The sequence below is a fragment of the Streptomyces sp. NBC_00503 genome (assembly GCF_036346895.1).
Taxonomy (GTDB): Bacteria; Actinomycetota; Actinomycetes; order Streptomycetales; family Streptomycetaceae; genus Streptomyces.
Window position 1 is genome coordinate 1,853,248 of record NZ_CP107855.1, and the last position, 17,375, is coordinate 1,870,622.

The following is a 17,375-nucleotide window of genomic DNA, read 5'->3' on the forward strand; positions in this document are numbered from 1 at the left end:
CACCAGACAAGCTGGCGAGTTCACTGGGGCCGGCATCGCAGAAGGCATGACCATACGGCCGTACCCTCAGATACCCAACAACGTGCCAAGCACCAGACCTCTTCCGGATCCTCTTTCCACGCCGAAGCAGTACTTGAGAACCATCAGATCATCTGGTGCCAACTAATCAACGTTCCACCCTGAGCTGACCGTGCAGAACGTTTGTCTGCAATCGGTACTGTGCTCCTTAGAAAGGAGGTGATCCAGCCGCACCTTCCGGTACGGCTACCTTGTTACGACTTCGTCCCAATCGCCAGTCCCACCTTCGACAGCTCCCTCCCTTACGGGTTGGGCCACCGGCTTCGGGTGTTACCGACTTTCGTGACGTGACGGGCGGTGTGTACAAGGCCCGGGAACGTATTCACCGCAGCAATGCTGATCTGCGATTACTAGCAACTCCGACTTCATGGGGTCGAGTTGCAGACCCCAATCCGAACTGAGACCGGCTTTTTGAGATTCGCTCCACCTCACGGTATCGCAGCTCATTGTACCGGCCATTGTAGCACGTGTGCAGCCCAAGACATAAGGGGCATGATGACTTGACGTCGTCCCCACCTTCCTCCGAGTTGACCCCGGCGGTCTCCTGTGAGTCCCCATCACCCCGAAGGGCATGCTGGCAACACAGGACAAGGGTTGCGCTCGTTGCGGGACTTAACCCAACATCTCACGACACGAGCTGACGACAGCCATGCACCACCTGTATACCGACCACAAGGGGGGCACTATCTCTAATGCTTTCCGGTATATGTCAAGCCTTGGTAAGGTTCTTCGCGTTGCGTCGAATTAAGCCACATGCTCCGCTGCTTGTGCGGGCCCCCGTCAATTCCTTTGAGTTTTAGCCTTGCGGCCGTACTCCCCAGGCGGGGAACTTAATGCGTTAGCTGCGGCACCGACGACGTGGAATGTCGCCAACACCTAGTTCCCAACGTTTACGGCGTGGACTACCAGGGTATCTAATCCTGTTCGCTCCCCACGCTTTCGCTCCTCAGCGTCAGTAATGGCCCAGAGATCCGCCTTCGCCACCGGTGTTCCTCCTGATATCTGCGCATTTCACCGCTACACCAGGAATTCCGATCTCCCCTACCACACTCTAGCTAGCCCGTATCGAATGCAGACCCGAGGTTAAGCCTCGGGCTTTCACATCCGACGTGACAAGCCGCCTACGAGCTCTTTACGCCCAATAATTCCGGACAACGCTTGCGCCCTACGTATTACCGCGGCTGCTGGCACGTAGTTAGCCGGCGCTTCTTCTGCAGGTACCGTCACTTTCGCTTCTTCCCTGCTGAAAGAGGTTTACAACCCGAAGGCCGTCATCCCTCACGCGGCGTCGCTGCATCAGGCTTTCGCCCATTGTGCAATATTCCCCACTGCTGCCTCCCGTAGGAGTCTGGGCCGTGTCTCAGTCCCAGTGTGGCCGGTCGCCCTCTCAGGCCGGCTACCCGTCGTCGCCTTGGTGGGCCATTACCCCACCAACAAGCTGATAGGCCGCGGGCTCATCCTTCACCGCCGGAGCTTTTAACCCCCGCCCATGCAGGCAGGAGTGTTATCCGGTATTAGACCCCGTTTCCAGGGCTTGTCCCAGAGTGAAGGGCAGATTGCCCACGTGTTACTCACCCGTTCGCCACTAATCCACCCCGAAGGGCTTCATCGTTCGACTTGCATGTGTTAAGCACGCCGCCAGCGTTCGTCCTGAGCCAGGATCAAACTCTCCATGAATGTTTACCCGTAATCGGGTGCACACGCACTTAGAGCGGGACAGTCATGTCGGAATAAGACCGACCGTCCACTGCGTCCTCGCTGTGTAATTGCCTGCAAGCACCACGGCAGAACCGCGACCTCACAGGTCTTTTTTCAAAGGAACCTCATCCACCGAGGTGGACGGGGTATCAACTTTTTGGCGTTGATTTTTGGCACGCTGTTGAGTTCTCAAGGAACGGACGCTTCCTTTGTACTCACCCTCTCGGGCTTTCCTCCGGGCGCTTCCTTCGTTTCCAACTCTACCAGATCATTTCCGTTGTCGTTTCCGACTTGGATTTGAATTCGGTGACCGTTGGAGGGCCTGTGCCTTTCGGCGCTCCACCACATTAGCGCTTATCCCGTGCGGCTCATAATCGGCCGCTTGAGATCGAATTCGGGCATGCCGAATAAGACCCCGTCAGGGGTAAGTCGTAGGTGTGGTTTGGCCGCTCTGGGGGTCTGCCGATAGCAGTGCCCCGTTCAAGCGGCTCGGGCTACGTTAGGCGTCCGCCCGGGCCGAGTCAAGTTGAGCGGCGGCGTGGCGCGTGGGCGCGGTACGGGCTCACCGTCGGGTCCTGCGTGATCCAGTAGCGGTAGGGGTGTGCCGCGCCGGCCCCGCCGACTCCGGTGCGCGGGCCGTTGCTCACCAGGTCGGGCGAGGTCGGGGTCCCCGTAAGGAGGGAGAGGGGGGAATCCGGGCCTGCGCAGAGGTCCGTGCCGTCGAGGGAGCGGTCCACGTCCAGGGCCGTGGCCAGGCGGGCCGGGCCTTTGGCCAGTTCTCGGTCGGTTCTGGCCGAAACCCTACGTTTACGGGCCTGCTCGGCGCCCACCGTGATCTCCCCCGCCCGGAGCAGGACCCCGCTCGCGTGGTCGGGCGGGCCGCACACCAGGTTGAGGCTGAACCACATGCCGTAGATGAAGTAGACGTACGCGTGTCCGGGTGGACCGAACATCGACGCGTTGCGCGCCGTGCGGCCGCGGTAGGCGTGGGAGCCGGGGTCCGACTGCCCCTCGTACGCCTCCACCTCCGTGATGCGCAGTTCGATGGGGCCGTCCGGGGTACGGCGGACCAGGGTGCGGCCGAGGAGGTCCGGGGCGACGGTGAGGACCGGGCGGTCGAAGAAGGACCGGGCCAGGGGCGTACGGTCGGGGCGCGCGCTCATCCGGTCGAGCGTAGTGGAAGAGGCACACCTGCAACCGGGGCCTAAGGTTCCGCGTTTGTAGGGGTAATCGTCAGAGCCTTCAAGGGGAGTCAGAGCATGGGGTTCAAGAAGCTGTTCGCGAGCCTGGGAGCCGGCGGCGCTTCGGTCGACACGGTCATCACCGAGCCGAACGTGGTGCCCGGCGGAATCGTCCAGGGCGAGGTGCGGATCCAGGGCGGGTCCGTGGAGCAGCAGATCGAGGGGCTGTCCGTCGGGCTCCAGGCGCGGGTGGAGGTGGAGGGCGGCGACCAGGAGTACAAGCAGGACATCGTCTTCACCAAGCAGCGCCTCGGCGGTGCCTTCCAGGTGCAGGCGGGCGCGGTGCACGTGGTGCCGTTCGGGCTGGAGATCCCGTGGGAGACGCCGATCACCCACTTCGGAGGCCGTCACCTGCACGGGATGAACATCGGGGTCAGCACCGAGCTGGAGATCGCGCGCGCGGTGGACGCCGGTGACCTCGACCCGATCAGCGTGCACCCGGTGCCGGCGCAGCAGGCGATCCTCGACGCCTTCGTCCAGCTGGGCTTCTCCTTCCGCAGTGCGGACATGGAGCGCGGGCACATCCGGGGGACGCGCCAGACGCTGCCCTTCTACCAGGAGATCGAGTTCCTGCCGCCGTCGCAGTACCGGGGGCTGAACCAGGTCGAGCTGACCTTCGTCTCCGACGGCCGCGAGATGGACGTCGTTCTGGAGATGGACAAGAAGCCGGGCCTGTTCAGCGAGGGCAGCGACACCTACCGCTGCTTCCAGGTGGGGCTGCACTCCTACCAGGGGACCGACTGGGCGGCGTACCTGAACCAGTGGATCGCGTCCGTGGGTTCTCAGCGCAACTGGTTCTAGGAGCGCTCTAGGCTCGGGGTGGTACGCGTATCCGATTCCGGAGGTTCAGCAGTGGCCGAACAGAGCAGGGCACCTCTTCCGCACGCATTCCACCCCGAGGTGCACACCTTCTCCGTGGTGAGTGCGGACATCGAGCCCGGGGCGGATCTGGCGGATGCCCAGGTCCTCTCGGGTGGGAACGTCTCTCCGCAGCTGCGGTGGGAGGGGTTCCCGGAGGGGACCAAGAGCTTCGCCGTGACCTGCTTCGACCCGGACGCTCCGACGGGCAGCGGGTTCTGGCACTGGGTCCTCTTCGACCTGCCGGTCTCGGTGACCGAGCTGCCGGCCGGGGCGGGCGGCGGGAAGTTCGAGGGGCTGCCGGCCGGTGCCGTGCACGTACGGAACGACTACGGCACCAAGGACTTCGGCGGGGCGGCTCCGCCGGCCGGGGAGCGGCACCGGTACGTGTTCACCGTGTACGCGGTGGACTCGGAGAAGCTGGGTCCCGGTGCGGAGGTCTCGCCGGCGGTCGTCGGGTTCAATCTGCGCTTCCACACCCTGGGGCGGGCGCAGCTGATCGGTGAGTACGAAGCCCCCGCGGGCTGATCGTTCCGCTTCTCGTTCTCCGAGCGTTTGCCCGGTCCTGGTCTAAAGACGGCCAGGACCGGGCATTTTTATTGCGTTGTCCCGCGTGGCGCGCGCGACCAGAGTGGTTGCGGGCCCTGCCGCCAAGGTGGTCGCGGGCCTGCACACGGGAGGTGGGCGAGATGCGGGACACGCTGGTGCTGAATGCGAGCTTCGAGCCGCTGTCGACGGTGACCCTGAACCGGGCCGTGGTCCTGGTTCTCCAGGACAAGGCCGTGGTCGAACAGTCGCACCCCGAGCTGCGTGTGCGCGCGGCCACCATGGAGCTTCCGATGCCCCGGGTGATCAGGCTGTGCAGGTACGTCCGGGTGCCCTTCCGAAGACATGCTCCCTGGTCACGGAGGGGGGTGTTGGTCCGGGACCAACACCGGTGCGCGTACTGCGGGAAGCGCGCGACGACCGTGGACCACGTACTTCCGCGGGCCCAGGGCGGTGGGGACACCTGGCTGAACACGGTGGCCTCGTGTGCCGAGGACAACCACCGCAAGGCGGCGCGGACTCCGGAGGAGGCCGGGATGCCGCTGCTGCGCAAGCCCTTCGTTCCCTCGCCGGCGGACGCCATGCTGCTCGCGCTGGGGGTGGGCGGGCGCGATCCTCTGCCGGAGTGGCTGGGGCGTTCCGCGTAGGGCCTCTTGGACCGGCGGGGGACGGCGTAGGACCGCTTCGTCCTGATGCGTAGACGGCTGTGCTGGGCGGCGTACTGGGGGTACGTCGCTCAGCGGAGCAGCAGTTGGACGATCGCGATGATCCCGACGGTCACGATGACCGCGCGCAGGACGGTGGGCGAGAGTTTGCGGCCGACCTTGGCGCCGATCTGGCCGCCGAGGGTGGAGCCGACGGCGATGAGCAGGACGGCCGTCCAGTCGAACTCGGCGACGAAGAGGAAGAAGACGGCCGCGATGCCGTTGACCATCGCCGCGACGACGTTCTTCACCGCGTTGATCCGCTGGAGGTCCTCGCGGAGCAGCAGTCCCATGAGCCCGAGGTAGAGCACGCCCTGGGCGGCGCCGAAGTAGCCCCCGTACGCGCTGGAGAGCAGCATTCCGGTGAGCAGGGCCGGTCCGCCGTCGGGGTGGCCCGCATCGCCTCCGGCGGCCTCCTGGCGCCCCCTCAGGGCGGCGGCGAGCCGGGGCTGGAAGATGACGAGTACGAGGGCCAGGCCGATGAGGACGGGCACGATCGTGTCGAAGGAGTCCGACGGCAGGGTGAGGAGCAGGACGGCGCCCGCGAGTCCGCCGACGAGCGAGACGGCTCCGAGCCGCAGGATGCGGGCCCGCTGGCCCTGGAGTTCCTTGCGGTAGCCGAAGGCTCCGCTGAGCGAACCGGGTACGAGGCCCAGGGTGTTGGAGACGTTCGCGGTGACCGGCGGCAGGCCGGTGGCCAGCAGCACCGGGAAGGTGATCAGGGTGCCGGAGCCGACGATGGTGTTGATGGTGCCGGCGCCGACGCCGGCGGCGAAGACCGCCAGGGATTCCCAGAGAGACATCGAGAAGGCAGACACAGCCGTCCCCTTTGCATGAGTGAGTCGCCTCCCCGCCATGAAGGTCGAGGGGCCTCACTGATCATGCCGGAGGGGACGGGCGGTTCAGTCGATGGGGGGCTGTTCGCGGCGCTCCGCGGCGGCCTTGTCGGCCGCATCGCCGCCATCCTTGCCGACGTTGCCCGGATTGAAGCCCGAAGCGGCGCCCATCGGACCGAAGTTGCCCATCGCGCCGGAGAGCCCCTTGAGGGCGTCGCCGATCTCGCTGGGGACGATCCAGAGCTTGTTCGCGTCGCCCTCGGCGAGCTTCGGGAGCATCTGGAGGTACTGGTAGGCGAGCAGCTTCTGGTCGGCGTCTCCGGCGTGGATGGACTCGAAGACCGTACGGATGGCCTGCGCCTCGCCCTCGGCGCGCAGGGCGGCGGCCTTGGCGTCACCCTCGGCGCGCAGGATGGAGGACTGCTTCTCACCCTCGGCGCGCAGGATCTCGGACTGGCGGACACCCTCGGCCTGGAGGATCGCGGCGCGCTTGTCGCGGTCGGCGCGCATCTGCTTCTCCATCGAGTCCTGGATGGAGGTCGGCGGCTCGATGGCCTTGAGTTCCACGCGGTTGACGCGGATGCCCCACTTGCCGGTGGCCTCGTCGAGGACTCCGCGCAGGGCCGCGTTGATCTCCTCGCGGGAGGTCAGGGTCCGCTCCAGGTCCATGCCGCCGATGATGTTGCGCAGTGTGGTGACGGTGAGCTGCTCGATGGCCTGGATGTAGCTGGCCACCTCGTACGTCGCGGCGCGGGCGTCGGTCACCTGGTAGTAGATGACCGTGTCGATGTTGACGACCAGGTTGTCCTGGGTGATGACGGGCTGCGGCGGGAAAGGGACGACCTGTTCGCGGAGGTCGATCCGGTTGCGGATCGAGTCGATGAACGGGACGACGATGTTCAGGCCCGCGTTGAGGGTGCGGGTGTAGCGGCCGAACCGTTCGACGATGGCGGCGCTGGCCTGCGGGATCACCTGGATCGTCTTGACCAGTGCGATGAAGACCAGAACCACCAGAATGATCAGAACGATGATGATCGGTTGCATGCGGTTCCCCGTGCCCTTCCGGCTGTCTGTGCTGCCCCGTTGAGCGGAGTCTCGCAGACCTCGGGGCCGCGAGTCGGCTGCTTGTCACATGACGATCGCGGTCGCCCCGTCGATCTCCACCACGTCGACGGACTGCCCGGGTTCGAAACTGCTGTCCGCGTCCAGGGCCCTGGCGGACCAGATCTCCCCGGCGAGCTTGATCCGGCCGGCTCCGCTGCCGTCGACCCGTTCCAGGACCACGGCGCTGCGGCCCTTCAGGGCGTCGATCCCGCTGCGGTGCTGGGGCTTCTGGTTGCGGCTCCGGTTGGCGATCGGGCGGACCACCGCGAGGAGGGCGACCGACACGATCACGAAGACCAGTACCTGGGCGACCACTCCCCCACCGAGGGCCGCCGTGACGGCCGCCGCCACGGCGCCGGCCGCGAACATGCCGAATTCGGGCATCGCGGTCAGGACGAGGGGAATCCCCAGTCCGACCGCGCCGATGAGCCACCACACCCACGCGTCGATGTCCACATGGTCATGGTAGGTCGGGTGGGCGCGGTCAGGACAGGGTGCGTGAGCCCCGGAGGCGGCCCGGATACGGCCTGGAGCGTCTAGCGCAGGGGCAGGCCCTGGGCGGTCCAGCGGTCGTTGCCGTTGCGCTCGACGACGAGCGGCAGCCCGAAGCAGAGGGAGAGGTTGCGCGAGGTCAGTTCCAGGTCGATGGGACCGGCGGTGACCACCTTGCCCTGGCGGATCATCAGCACGTGCGTGAAACCGGGGGCGATCTCCTCGACGTGGTGCGTGACCATGATCATGGACGGTGCCATGGGGTCGCGGGCCAGCCGGCCGAGACGGCGTACGAGGTCCTCGCGGCCGCCGAGGTCCAGACCGGCCGCGGGCTCGTCGAGGAGGAGCAGCTCGGGGTCGGTCATCAGGGCGCGGGCGATCAGGGTGCGCTTGCGCTCGCCCTCGGAGAGGGTGCCGAACTTCCGGTCCAGGAATTCCGTCATGCCGAGGCGGTCGAGGAACGCGCGGGCGCGCTGCTCGTCGATGTCCTCGTACTCCTCCTGCCAGGTCGCCGTCATTCCGTACGCGGCGGTGAGGACGGTCTCCAGGACGGTCTGCCGCTTCGGGAGCTTGTCGGCCATCGCGATGCCGGCCATGCCGATGCGGGGGCGCAGCTCGAAGACGTCCACCTTGCCCAGGGTGCTGCCGAGGATGGAGGCGGAGCCCTTGGTGGGGAAGAGGTAGCTGGAGGCGAGGTTCAGCAGGGTGGTCTTCCCGGCGCCGTTGGGGCCGAGGATCACCCAGCGCTCCCCCTCCTTGACCGACCAGGAGACCTGGTCCACCAGCGCCCGGCCCTCGCGGACCACGGATACGTCCACCAGCTCCAGAACATCGCTCATGAGCGTGTTGTCTCCCCTTGCAGTCTCGGTTCGTCTGTGCACCGGAAGGCGCAGCCCCAGGGGAAAACCTACGCCACTCGCGGAGGGGTCCGGGCGCCAGGCCGGGTCCTAGTGACCCGTCAGTGCTCATCCGTAAAGTAGGGGGATGCTTTTCGAACCACGTTCAGGGCGGCTCGCCGCCTGGGGGAACGCTCTGCTGGCCGGTCTGGTCTCGCCCGACGAGGCCGTGTTGTCGATCGTGGGCGAGGACGCCGTGCACCGCGTGGAGGGGCTTCCGGGGGAATCCGGCCCGGTGGGACTGACCCTCGCGCTGGGCCGGCTGCGGGCCTTGGGGGTGACCGGGCTGCGGGTCGCCCTGCCGGCTCCGGGGCATCCGCTGGGGCTGAGCGGGCCGCCGGAGTTCAACGCGAGGGCGCTGGACGCCGAGGAGGCGGTCCTCGCGGTGGGTGCGGCGGTCGGGCTGGTGCCGGAGGTGTACGAGGTCGGGCCGAAGGGCGACGTGCACACCACGGTGACCTGGCACTGCCTGCCGGTGCGGGAGGCTCCGCCGGCGGACGTGCCGTCTCTCGGCGAGGCGGAGCGGGAGCTGGCGGAGGCGCTGCGCGAGGCCACGGTGGTGCTGACCCGGCTGGACGTGGCGGGGTCCGGGCCGGTGGCCCAGGCGGCGCTGTCCGCGTACCGGGCGCGGGCCGAGGCCTCGGCCCGGGACGTACTGGCCCCCGGGTACCCGCCGCGGGCGGTGCGGGTGCTGTCGCTGGCGCAGCGGGTGGACCTGATGGTGTCGCTGGCGTACGAGCGCGGACACGGGGCGGCGGTGGCGGCCTCGGAGATGGCCGCGCGGGCCGAGGCCTTGCGGCCCGTGGAGCGGGTGGCCCGGCGGGCGCTGGTCGCGGCGTACAACTCGGCCGTCGAGGAGCGGGAGCGGGACTGACCCCCGGCTGCGCACTGTGGCCGGGCCGGGGTGACCGGGGCGGCTCCGGGCTGCGCCGGGGCTCCTGGAGCTCCGCCCCGGACCCCGCGCCTCAAACGCCGGCGAGGCTGGATTTGGCTCCGCCGGGCCCCGATCACCGGCCGGGCTGGATTTGGCTCCGCCGGGCCCCGATCACCGGCCGGGCTGGATTTGGCTGCGCCGGGCCCCGATCGCTGGAGAACGCAACGGCCCCGCTTCCCGGGGAGAGGTGGGGAAACGGGGCCGCGGTGCGGGGAGGGGCCGGGTCAGTTGTTGACGCCCGTGTTGCCCCACGCGCCGTTCAGCAGGCCGATCACGTTGACCGAGTTGCCCACGGCGTTGACCGGGATGTGGACGGGGAGCTGCAGCTGGTTCCCCGCGGCCACGCCGGGCGAGTTCAGGGCCTCGCCCTCCGCCGACGCACCGCCGTGCGCCGAGGAGACACCCGCGCCGGCGGCGAGGAGGCCGCCCGCGATCATGGTGACGGCAGCGGCCTTCTTGATGTTCTTCACGTTCTGGTCCTCCGTACGTCTGCCGCGGCCAGCCGCCGCGGCACGTCATGAAGAACGGTCATCCGACGAACGGGATGCGCCATGTGGGCGACATACACCCGACCGTATGAATCACTCGGCGAGTCCGTGTCTGACCGCCCAGAGCGCCGCCTGGGTGCGGTCGGTGACGTCCAGCTTCATCAGGATGTTCGAAACGTGCGTCTTGACCGTCTTCTCCGAGAGGACCAGCGAGCGGGCGATCTCCCGGTTCGAGCGCCCGTCCGCTATGTGTCGGAGCACCTCGCGCTCGCGGTCGGTCAGGGAGCCCCCGCGGCCGGGGGACGGCGGGTGGCCCTCCTCGGAGAGCAGGGTCACCGCGACCTCCGGCTGGAGGAGGACGTGACCGGCGTGCACCGAGCGGATGGCGGCGGCCAGGGCGTCGGGGTCGATGTCCTTGTAGACGTATCCGGCGGCGCCCGCGCGCAGGGCGGGGACCACCGTGCGCTGCTCGGTGAAGCTGGTGACGATCAGCACGCGGGCCGGGTTCGCCAGCGCGCGCAGCCTCCGTAGGGCCTCGATGCCGTCGGTGCCCGGCATCTTGATGTCCATCAGGATGACGTCGGGGCGCAGCTCCTCCGCGCGGGCGATGCCCTCTTCTCCGTCGGAGGCCTCGCCGACCACCTCGATGTCCTCCTGGACCTCCAGGAAGGTGCGCAGTCCGCGGCGGACCACCTGGTGGTCGTCGACGAGCAGCACCCTTATGCCGCTGTCGCCGGTGCTGCTGCTCCGGCCGGACGCGTCAGCCACCGGGGACCTCCAGTTCGATCGTGGTGCCCGTACCGGGCTGCGAGTGGACGGTGAGCCGGCCGCCGACGCCGGCCGCGCGGTCGCGCATGGAGACCAGGCCGAGGTGCCGGCCGGCCCGGCGGACCGTGGGTGGGGAGAAGCCGGACCCGTCGTCCGTGACCTTCAGGACGGCTCCCCCGGCCTCCCGGCGGGTGAGGGTGACGGCGATCCGCTCGCCGTCCGAGTGGCGCAGGGCGTTGTGGAGGGCCTCCTGGGCCACCCGCAGGACGGCTTCCTCCTGGGCCGCGGGAAGGGCCCGTACGCCGTCGCACGCGAAGGTGACGTGTGCGGCGTGCGCGCGGTCCAGGACCCGGACCTGGTTGCGCAGGGTGGCGGTGAGGCCGTCCTCGTCGAGGGCGGCGGGGCGGAGCTCGGTGACGGCGGCGCGCAGTTCGTCGGCGGCTTCCGCCGCGAGGGCGGCGACCTGGTGCAGCTCCTCCTTGGCCCGGGCCGGGTCCCGGTCCACGAGGGCGGCGGCGGCCTGGGCGGTCAGGCGCAGCGAGAAGAGCTTCTGGCTGACCGCGTCGTGCAGCTCGTGGGCGAGGCGGGAGCGCTCCTCGGCGATGGTCAGCTCGCGGCTGCGCTCGTAGAGGCGGGCATTGGTGAGGGCGATCGCCGCGTGCTGGGCGAGGAGGGAGAGGAGTTCCTCGTCCTCGTCGGTGAATCCGCCGGTGGAGCCGGATCCGGAGCCGGATCCGCGCCCGCCGTCGCCGTCGGTGCCCGTGCCCGTGCCGGTGCCGCTATTGGTGCGCTTGTTCGCGAGGAAGAGGGCCCCGAGGGTCTCCTCGCCGTCGCGGATGGGCAGCCCGAGGAAGTCGGACATGTCGGGGTGGGCGGCGGGCCAGCCCTCGAAGCGCGGGTCCTCGCGCACGTCGGCCAGCCGCTCGGGGCCGTCCTGGTGGAGCATCGCGGCCAGGATGCCGTGCTGGCGGGGCAGCGGGCCGATCGCCCGCCACTGCTCCTCACTGATGCCGTCCACCACGAACTGGGCGAAGCCGCCGTGGTCGTCCGGGACGCCGAGGGCGGCGTACTCGGCGTCGAGGAGCTCGCGGGCCGAGGCGACGATCGTGCGCAGGACGTCGCGCACTTCGAGACGGCGGCTCATGGCGAGCAGCGCGGTGCTCACGGCGGCCAGGCCGCTGCGGGGGCCTCGGGGTGTGCAGGGGCCGCCGTGCGGGGGGCTACCGGTCATGGCCTCACCGTACTCGCGGCGCCGGTCCTCGGGATCGGGCGCGGGTCCTAGGGCTGGGGCCGGGGGTCGGCCCAGGGATCGGCCTAGGGATCGGCCTAGGACCGGCGGGAGCCGGGGGCGGGCCGGGGGCGGGCCGGGGGCGGGCGCTACGGAAAGAGGGGCTGCATATAACGGACATTCCGCCATGCCGTTCGGCCCGGGGCCGCCCGCCGCCGGAGCTCGGGGCGGCGGTCGCGGGGGCGGTCGTACGGCCTGAGGAGGTGCGAGCGGGGGTCCTTCTCTGCCTCTGGCAGGAGTTCCGGGCGGTTCGCCTGCTACTCAAGGATGAGATCGGTCACGCAATGAATTGCTGTCGCAACGGTCGGTGAGATTGTTACGCGGCCGATGTGAGCCCGGGCATAGGACGCAGATCACTTACGAAGCTCCCTAGTGGACAGATAAAGATGCTGTCAGCACTGCCGCGCCTAGCGTCGAGCCGTCAAATGCGGGCTGATCGACTGCCCGTGATCCACTAAGCAGCATCGTACGTCACACCTTTGCCAGGCGTTTTTGCCACCGCTAAGAATTGCCCTCGTCGCACAGCACCGCTGATCCCCGGATCTCCCGGCGCCTTCCTGCGGCTCCCGCTATTCGAAGAGGTTGCTACGCATGTCCGAGACCAACACTCCCGGCCACAGTCGTCGTCTGACGAAGGCCAACAAGCTTTCGCTCGCCGGTGTAGCCACCCTGGGCGCCGCCGCCCTCGCCTTCTCCCTCGTCCCGGCCGCCGGTGCCGGAGCCGATGAGACCTCGACCGTCGTGGCCACGGCCCCGGTCGCCTGGTCCAAGGTCGTCGACAGTGCGCAGACGCAGGCCATGCAGCAGCACCTCACCGTCCAGCAGGTCTTCGCCGACAAGCAGGCGAAGGTCGCGCAGGACGCCGCCAAGGCCAAGGCCGAGGCGGACGCGAAGAAGGACCGTGACGCGAAGGAGGCCGCCAGCCGGTCGGCCGCCCGCACCCCGGTCTTCGCGAACAACCTGGACGGCTGGATCAAGGAAGCCCTCTTCATCATGAAGAAGGAGGGCATCCCGGGCTCGTACGCCGGCATCCACAAGAACATCATGCGCGAGTCGAGCGGCAACCCCCGCGCGATCAACAACTGGGACATCAACGCCCAGAACGGCATCCCCTCGAAGGGCCTGCTCCAGGTCATTCAGCCGACCTTCGCCGCCTACCACGTCAAGGGCACGAAGTTCGACCTGTACGACCCCGTCGCGAACATCGTCGCCGCGTGCAACTACGCCGCCGACCGCTACGGCTCGATGGACAACGTCAACAGCGCCTACTAGGCCGCTGGCGACCTCCCACGCCCCCCATGCGCCTCAGGGCGGCCCCGGTGTTCCGGTGCCGCCCTGAGGCGTTCGTGCGGGCCGTGCGGCCGTCCGAGGGGCTACTTGCGCATGACCTCGGGCTCGTGGCGGCGCAGCAGGCGCGCGACCGCGAAGCCGCAGGCGACGCCCAGCAGGATCAGGACGATGATGTCGAAGCTCCACTGGCCGACCGTGGCGTCCCAGAGCGGGTCGGTGTTCTCCGGGTGGTCGCGGTCCCACGGCGGCATGAGCTGCACAAGGTGCAGGGTCGTACCGGCCGCGGCGACGGCCCAGCGGGACGGCATCAGCCAGGCGACCTGCTCCAGGCCCGGTGAGTCGTAGACCTGGAAGAGGATGCCGGTGAACACGACCTGGACGATCGCGAACATGACCAGCAGCGGCATCGTCTTCTCGGAGGTCTTCACCAGCGAGGAGATGACCAGGCCGAACATCATCGAGGTGAAGCCGAGCGCGGTGATCGACAGGCAGATCTCGACGGCCGGGGGCATGAGCAGGCCCTCGGTCGGCATCTTGCGGGGGAAGAAGCCGATCCCGCAGATGATCACGCCCTGGATGGCCGTGATGAATCCGAGGACGATCACCTTCGACATCAGGTACGCCGACCGGGACAGGCCGGTCGCGCGTTCCCGCTCGTAGATCACCCGTTCCTTGATCAGCTCACGGACCGAGTTCGCGGCGCCCGAGAAGCACATGCCGACCGCGAGGATCAGCGTGATCGTGCCGGCGGCGCTGTTGAAGCCGGCCGGGTTGGGCGCGAGGCCGAACTTCGCCGGGATGACCGTGGAGACCACGCCCAGGACCGCCGGGAGGATCAGCATCAGGCCGATGAAGCCCTTGTCGGACGCGATGACCGACAGGTAGCGGCGGATCAGCGTCCAGAGCTGGGAACCCCAGCCCTGCGGCTTGGGCGGCCGGGTCTGCTGCACGGCGGGCTGCACCGACTGCGGGGCGACCGCGTCGATGTCGGCCGCGTACAGCTGGTAGTGCTGGGAGCCCTTCCAGCGGCCGGCCCAGTCGTAGTCGCGGTAGCTCTCGAAGGCGGAGAACACATCGGCCCACGTGGTGTAGCCGAAGAAGTTCAGCGCCTCGTCCGGCGGGCCGAAGTAGGCCACCGAACCGCCCGGGGCCATGACCAGCAGCTTGTCGCAGATGGCCAGCTCGGCGACCGAGTGGGTGACGACGAGGACCGTACGGCCGTCGTCGGCCAGCCCGCGCAGCAGCTGCATGACATCGCGGTCCATGCCCGGGTCGAGGCCGGAGGTCGGCTCGTCCAGGAAGATCAGCGACGGCTTGGTGAGCAGCTCCAGGGCCACGGACACGCGCTTGCGCTGACCACCCGAGAGCGCGGTGATCTTCTTGTCCTTGTGGATGTCGAGCTTGAGCTCGCGCAGCACCTCGTCGATGCGGGCGGCCCGCTCGGACTCGGTGGTGTCCGCCGGGAAGCGCAGCTTGGCCGCGTACTTCAGGGCGGTGCGGACCCGCAGCTCCTTGTGCAGGATGTCGTCCTGCGGGACCAGGCCGATGCGCTGGCGGAGCTCCGCGAACTGCTTGTACAGGTTGCGGTTGTCGTAGAGGACGTCGCCCTCGTTGGCCGGGCGGTACCCGGTCAGCGCCTTGAGCAGCGTCGACTTTCCGGAGCCGGAGGGGCCGATGACCCCGATCAGCGACTTCTCCGGGACGCCGAAGGTGACGTCCTTGAGGATCTGCTTGCCGCCGTCGACCGTGACCGTGAGGTGGCGGGCCGAGAAGGAGACGTCGCCGGTGTCGACGAACTCCTCGAGCCGGTCCCCGACGATGCGGAAGGTCGAGTGGCCGACGCCGACGATGTCGTTCGGGCCGAGCAGCGCGGTACCCGACTTCGCCACCGGCTGGCCGTTGACGTAGGTGCCGTTGTGGCTGCCGAGGTCGCGGATCTCGAAGCGGCCGCCCGGCATCGAGCGGAACTCCGCGTGGTGGCGCGAGACCTGGAGGTCGGAGACCACCAGCTCGTTCTCCAGCGCACGGCCGATCCGGATGACGTGTCCCAGCGCGAGCTGGTGGAACGTCGTCGGGCTGCGGTGGTCCCCGTAGCCCGGGGTGCCGCCGCCCTGCTGCTGCGGGAACGGCGGGGTCTGCTGCTGAGCCTGCTGCGGCTGCTGCTGTTCCCAGGCCTGCGGGGCCTGGGGCTGCTGCGGCTGCGCGTACGCCGGCACCTGCGCCTGCGCCTGCTGCGGCACGGCCTGCTGCGGCACCGGCGCGGCCGCGCCCGCGACGGGATTCAGCCGCGGGCCGTCGGTGGCGTTGCCCAGGTGCACCGGCGTACCGGGCACGAGCTCGGCCTGCTGGACCCTCGCCCCGTGCACATAGGTGCCGTTGGTGCTCCCGTGGTCCTCGATCCCCCAACCCTGGCCGTTCCAGGCGATGGTGGCGTGCCGCCACGACACCCGGGCATCATCGATCACCACGTCTCCCTGGGGATCGCGCCCCAGCGAGTACGACCTGGACGGATCGAGCGTCCAGGTCCTTCCATTCAATTCCAGTACGAGTTCCGGCACTCCAGCCCCACTTAAGTCCCCCGAGAATCCCCCATGACGTCAGGGAGTCTAGGGATGGCGAACATCCGGGGGAACTATTTCAGGCGCACGGCCACAAGGGGAATCCGGGCCACGTCACGGCGCTCCGGAGGGCTCTGGGAGAGGGGCGAAAGCAGCCCGGAGCGTCTGATTCAGGACTTCCCGACCACCCCCGCGCTCCTCGCGGGACGTCCCGGAGGGGTACGGGCACCGGTCGGTCGCGGCCGGTGCGCGCGGCCGGTCCGAGGCCGGATCGCGCGGCCGGTCCGAGGCCGGATCGCGGCCGTCCGGAGCGAAACGGTTCCGGCAGGTGGGACGGGAGTCCTGGTCCGCAGGCCGGGGAGATACGGTGAAGCCACCATGAGCGCTTCGCAGACCTCCGACGTCCCCACCCTCCTCGTCAAGATCTTCGGCAAGGACCGTCCCGGGATCACCGCCGGGCTGTTCGACACCCTCGCCGCCTACTCCGTCGACGTGGTCGACATCGAGCAGGTGGTCACCCGAGGCCGCATCGTCCTGTGCGCCCTCGTCACCCATCCCGCCGACAGCTCCGAAGGCGAGCTGCGGGCCACCGTCCACAGCTGGGCCGATTCGCTCAAGCTGCAGGCCGAGATCCTCTCCGGCACCGGTGACAACCGGCCGCGCGGCAGTGGCCGTTCGCACGTCACCGTGCTCGGGCACCCGCTCACCGCCGAGTCCACCGCGCAGATCGCCGCCCGGATCACCGCGACCGGCGGCAACATCGACCGCATCTTCCGCCTGGCGAAGTACCCTGTGACAGCGGTGGAGTTCGCCGTCTCGGGCACCGAGACCGAGCCACTGCGCACCGCCCTGGCCACCGCCGCCGCGCAGATCGGCGTGGACGTGGCCGTGGTCTCGGCCGGGCTGCACCGGCGGGCCCAGCGCCTCGTCGTCATGGACGTGGACTCCACGCTGATCCAGGACGAGGTCATCGAGCTCTTCGCCGCGCACGCCGGCTGCGAGGCCGAGGTCGCCGAGGTGACCGAGCGGGCCATGCGCGGCGAGCTGGACTTCGAGCAGTCCCTGCACGCCCGGGTCGAGCTGCTGGCCGGACTGGACGTCTCCGTCGTGGACAAGGTCCGCTCCGAGGTGCGTCTCACCCCCGGCGCCCGGACCCTGATCCGCACCCTCAAGCGGCTCGGCTACCAGGTGGGCGTGGTCTCCGGCGGGTTCACCCAGGTGACGGACGATCTGCGGGAGCGGCTCGGGCTGGACTTCGCCGCCGCGAACACCCTGGAGATCGTGGACGGCAAGCTGACCGGCAAGGTCATCGGCGAGATCGTGGACCGGGCCGGCAAGGCCCGTCTGCTGCGCCGGTTCGCCGCGGAGGCCGGCGTACCGCTGGCCCAGACGGTGGCCATCGGCGACGGCGCCAACGACCTGGACATGCTCAACGCCGCCGGGCTGGGCGTGGCCTTCTGCGCCAAGCCGGTGGTGCGCCAGGCCGCGGACACCGCGGTGAACGTGCCGTTCCTGGACGCCGTGCTGTACCTGCTGGGGATCACCCGGGAAGAGGTCGAGGCCGCCGACCTGGCGTGAGCGGTGGCTGTCGTACGA

At 68.8% G+C, this 17,375-nt stretch carries 14 protein-coding genes, 1 rRNA gene and 2 pseudogenes; 6 read left to right on the forward strand and 11 right to left on the reverse strand.

Translation table 11 applies throughout. The annotated features are described in order from the left end of the window. Positions 1-230 precede the first annotated feature (230 nt). Positions 231-1,755, reverse strand: a 16S ribosomal RNA gene (locus tag OG490_RS08640). Between the two features lie 542 nt (positions 1,756-2,297). Next, positions 2,298-2,939 (reverse strand): DNA-3-methyladenine glycosylase, encoded by a 642-nt coding sequence (locus OG490_RS08645; protein WP_330295687.1) that lies wholly within the window; start codon positions 2,937-2,939, stop codon positions 2,298-2,300. Between the two features lie 96 nt (positions 2,940-3,035). Between OG490_RS08645 and OG490_RS08650 the strand changes: the two genes are divergently transcribed. The 3 genes from OG490_RS08650 to OG490_RS08660 all read left to right on the forward strand — a co-directional run bounded on the left by OG490_RS08650 (position 3,036) and on the right by OG490_RS08660 (position 5,068). Further along, on the forward strand, positions 3,036-3,818 hold the full coding sequence (locus OG490_RS08650) for a sporulation protein (protein ID WP_330295688.1): 783 nt from the start codon (positions 3,036-3,038) through the stop codon (positions 3,816-3,818). Between the two features lie 51 nt (positions 3,819-3,869). After that, positions 3,870-4,403, forward strand: a complete 534-nt coding sequence (locus tag OG490_RS08655) for a YbhB/YbcL family Raf kinase inhibitor-like protein (RefSeq protein WP_330295689.1) — start codon at positions 3,870-3,872, stop codon at positions 4,401-4,403. 161 nt (positions 4,404-4,564) lie between these two features. Then, positions 4,565-5,068: an HNH endonuclease gene (locus OG490_RS08660; RefSeq protein ID WP_330295690.1), complete on the forward strand. Its 504-nt coding sequence runs from the start codon at positions 4,565-4,567 to the stop codon at positions 5,066-5,068. Between the two features lie 89 nt (positions 5,069-5,157). On the opposite strand, the gene OG490_RS08665 is transcribed toward OG490_RS08660, so the two are convergent. The 4 genes from OG490_RS08665 to OG490_RS08680 form a co-directional block, all read right to left on the reverse strand. Next, positions 5,158-5,928 carry a sulfite exporter TauE/SafE family protein gene (locus OG490_RS08665; protein WP_330300842.1) on the reverse strand — a complete coding sequence of 257 codons (771 nt, stop codon included), beginning with the start codon at positions 5,926-5,928 and terminating at the stop codon, positions 5,158-5,160. A 99-nt stretch (positions 5,929-6,027) separates the two neighbouring features. Then, on the reverse strand, positions 6,028-7,005 hold the full coding sequence (locus OG490_RS08670; protein ID WP_330295691.1) for an SPFH domain-containing protein: 978 nt from the start codon (positions 7,003-7,005) through the stop codon (positions 6,028-6,030). Between the two features lie 84 nt (positions 7,006-7,089). Further along, positions 7,090-7,521 carry an NfeD family protein gene (locus tag OG490_RS08675; protein WP_330295692.1) on the reverse strand — a complete coding sequence of 144 codons (432 nt, stop codon included), beginning with the start codon at positions 7,519-7,521 and terminating at the stop codon, positions 7,090-7,092. Between the two features lie 80 nt (positions 7,522-7,601). Then, positions 7,602-8,396, reverse strand: coding sequence for an ABC transporter ATP-binding protein (locus OG490_RS08680; RefSeq protein ID WP_330295693.1), 795 nt, complete (start codon positions 8,394-8,396; stop codon positions 7,602-7,604). 145 nt (positions 8,397-8,541) lie between these two features. On the opposite strand from OG490_RS08680, the gene OG490_RS08685 reads away from it, so the two are divergent. Beyond that, a complete protein-coding gene (locus tag OG490_RS08685) occupies positions 8,542-9,327 on the forward strand; it encodes a hypothetical protein (RefSeq protein ID WP_330295694.1) in 786 nt (261 codons plus the stop codon). 284 nt (positions 9,328-9,611) lie between these two features. Here the strand turns inward: OG490_RS08685 and OG490_RS08690 are convergent, their stop codons facing one another. From OG490_RS08690 to OG490_RS39165, 4 genes and pseudogenes are all read right to left on the reverse strand, one after another. After that, complete coding sequence (locus tag OG490_RS08690; protein WP_330295695.1) at positions 9,612-9,857, reverse strand: chaplin; 246 nt, start codon at positions 9,855-9,857, stop codon at positions 9,612-9,614. Positions 9,858-9,968: 111 nt separating this feature from the next. Next, positions 9,969-10,643 carry a response regulator transcription factor gene (locus OG490_RS08695; RefSeq protein WP_330295696.1) on the reverse strand — a complete coding sequence of 225 codons (675 nt, stop codon included), beginning with the start codon at positions 10,641-10,643 and terminating at the stop codon, positions 9,969-9,971. Next, positions 10,636-11,355 (reverse strand): annotated as a pseudogene (locus tag OG490_RS39160) (sensor histidine kinase); the annotation flags it as partial. The pseudogene OG490_RS39160 and the gene OG490_RS08695, both read right to left, overlap by 8 nt. Next, positions 11,347-12,060 (reverse strand): annotated as a pseudogene (locus tag OG490_RS39165) (GAF domain-containing protein); the annotation flags it as partial. The pseudogenes OG490_RS39160 and OG490_RS39165, both read right to left, overlap by 9 nt. Before the next feature lie 462 nt (positions 12,061-12,522). Between OG490_RS39165 and OG490_RS08705 the strand changes: the two are divergent. After that, positions 12,523-13,203 (forward strand): transglycosylase SLT domain-containing protein, encoded by a 681-nt coding sequence (locus OG490_RS08705; RefSeq protein WP_330295698.1) that lies wholly within the window; start codon positions 12,523-12,525, stop codon positions 13,201-13,203. 101 nt (positions 13,204-13,304) lie between these two features. Here OG490_RS08705 and OG490_RS08710 read toward each other — a convergent pair whose 3' ends face one another. After that, on the reverse strand, positions 13,305-15,779 hold the full coding sequence (locus OG490_RS08710) for an ABC transporter ATP-binding protein/permease (RefSeq protein ID WP_330295699.1): 2,475 nt from the start codon (positions 15,777-15,779) through the stop codon (positions 13,305-13,307). A 378-nt stretch (positions 15,780-16,157) separates the two neighbouring features. Between OG490_RS08710 and serB the strand changes: the two genes are divergently transcribed. Continuing rightward, positions 16,158-17,357: a phosphoserine phosphatase SerB gene (serB, locus tag OG490_RS08715; RefSeq protein ID WP_330295700.1), complete on the forward strand. Its 1,200-nt coding sequence runs from the start codon at positions 16,158-16,160 to the stop codon at positions 17,355-17,357. Positions 17,358-17,375 lie beyond the last annotated feature (18 nt).

What these genes read in the sequence shown, in the direction of transcription:
- OG490_RS08645 (WP_330295687.1), bottom strand. Translation starts at nt 2,939, where the DNA reads ATGAGCGCGCGCCCCGACCGTACGCCCCTGGCCCGGTCCTTCTTCGAC.
- OG490_RS08650 (WP_330295688.1), top strand. Translation starts at nt 3,036, where the DNA reads ATGGGGTTCAAGAAGCTGTTCGCGAGCCTGGGAGCCGGCGGCGCTTCG.
- OG490_RS08660 (WP_330295690.1), top strand. Translation starts at nt 4,565, where the DNA reads ATGCGGGACACGCTGGTGCTGAATGCGAGCTTCGAGCCGCTGTCGACG.
- OG490_RS08665 (WP_330300842.1), bottom strand. Translation starts at nt 5,928, where the DNA reads ATGTCTCTCTGGGAATCCCTGGCGGTCTTCGCCGCCGGCGTCGGCGCC.
- OG490_RS08670 (WP_330295691.1), bottom strand. Translation starts at nt 7,005, where the DNA reads ATGCAACCGATCATCATCGTTCTGATCATTCTGGTGGTTCTGGTCTTC.
- OG490_RS08680 (WP_330295693.1), bottom strand. Translation starts at nt 8,396, where the DNA reads ATGAGCGATGTTCTGGAGCTGGTGGACGTATCCGTGGTCCGCGAGGGC.
- OG490_RS08685 (WP_330295694.1), top strand. Translation starts at nt 8,542, where the DNA reads ATGCTTTTCGAACCACGTTCAGGGCGGCTCGCCGCCTGGGGGAACGCT.
- OG490_RS08705 (WP_330295698.1), top strand. Translation starts at nt 12,523, where the DNA reads ATGTCCGAGACCAACACTCCCGGCCACAGTCGTCGTCTGACGAAGGCC.
- serB (WP_330295700.1), top strand. Translation starts at nt 16,158, where the DNA reads ATGAGCGCTTCGCAGACCTCCGACGTCCCCACCCTCCTCGTCAAGATC.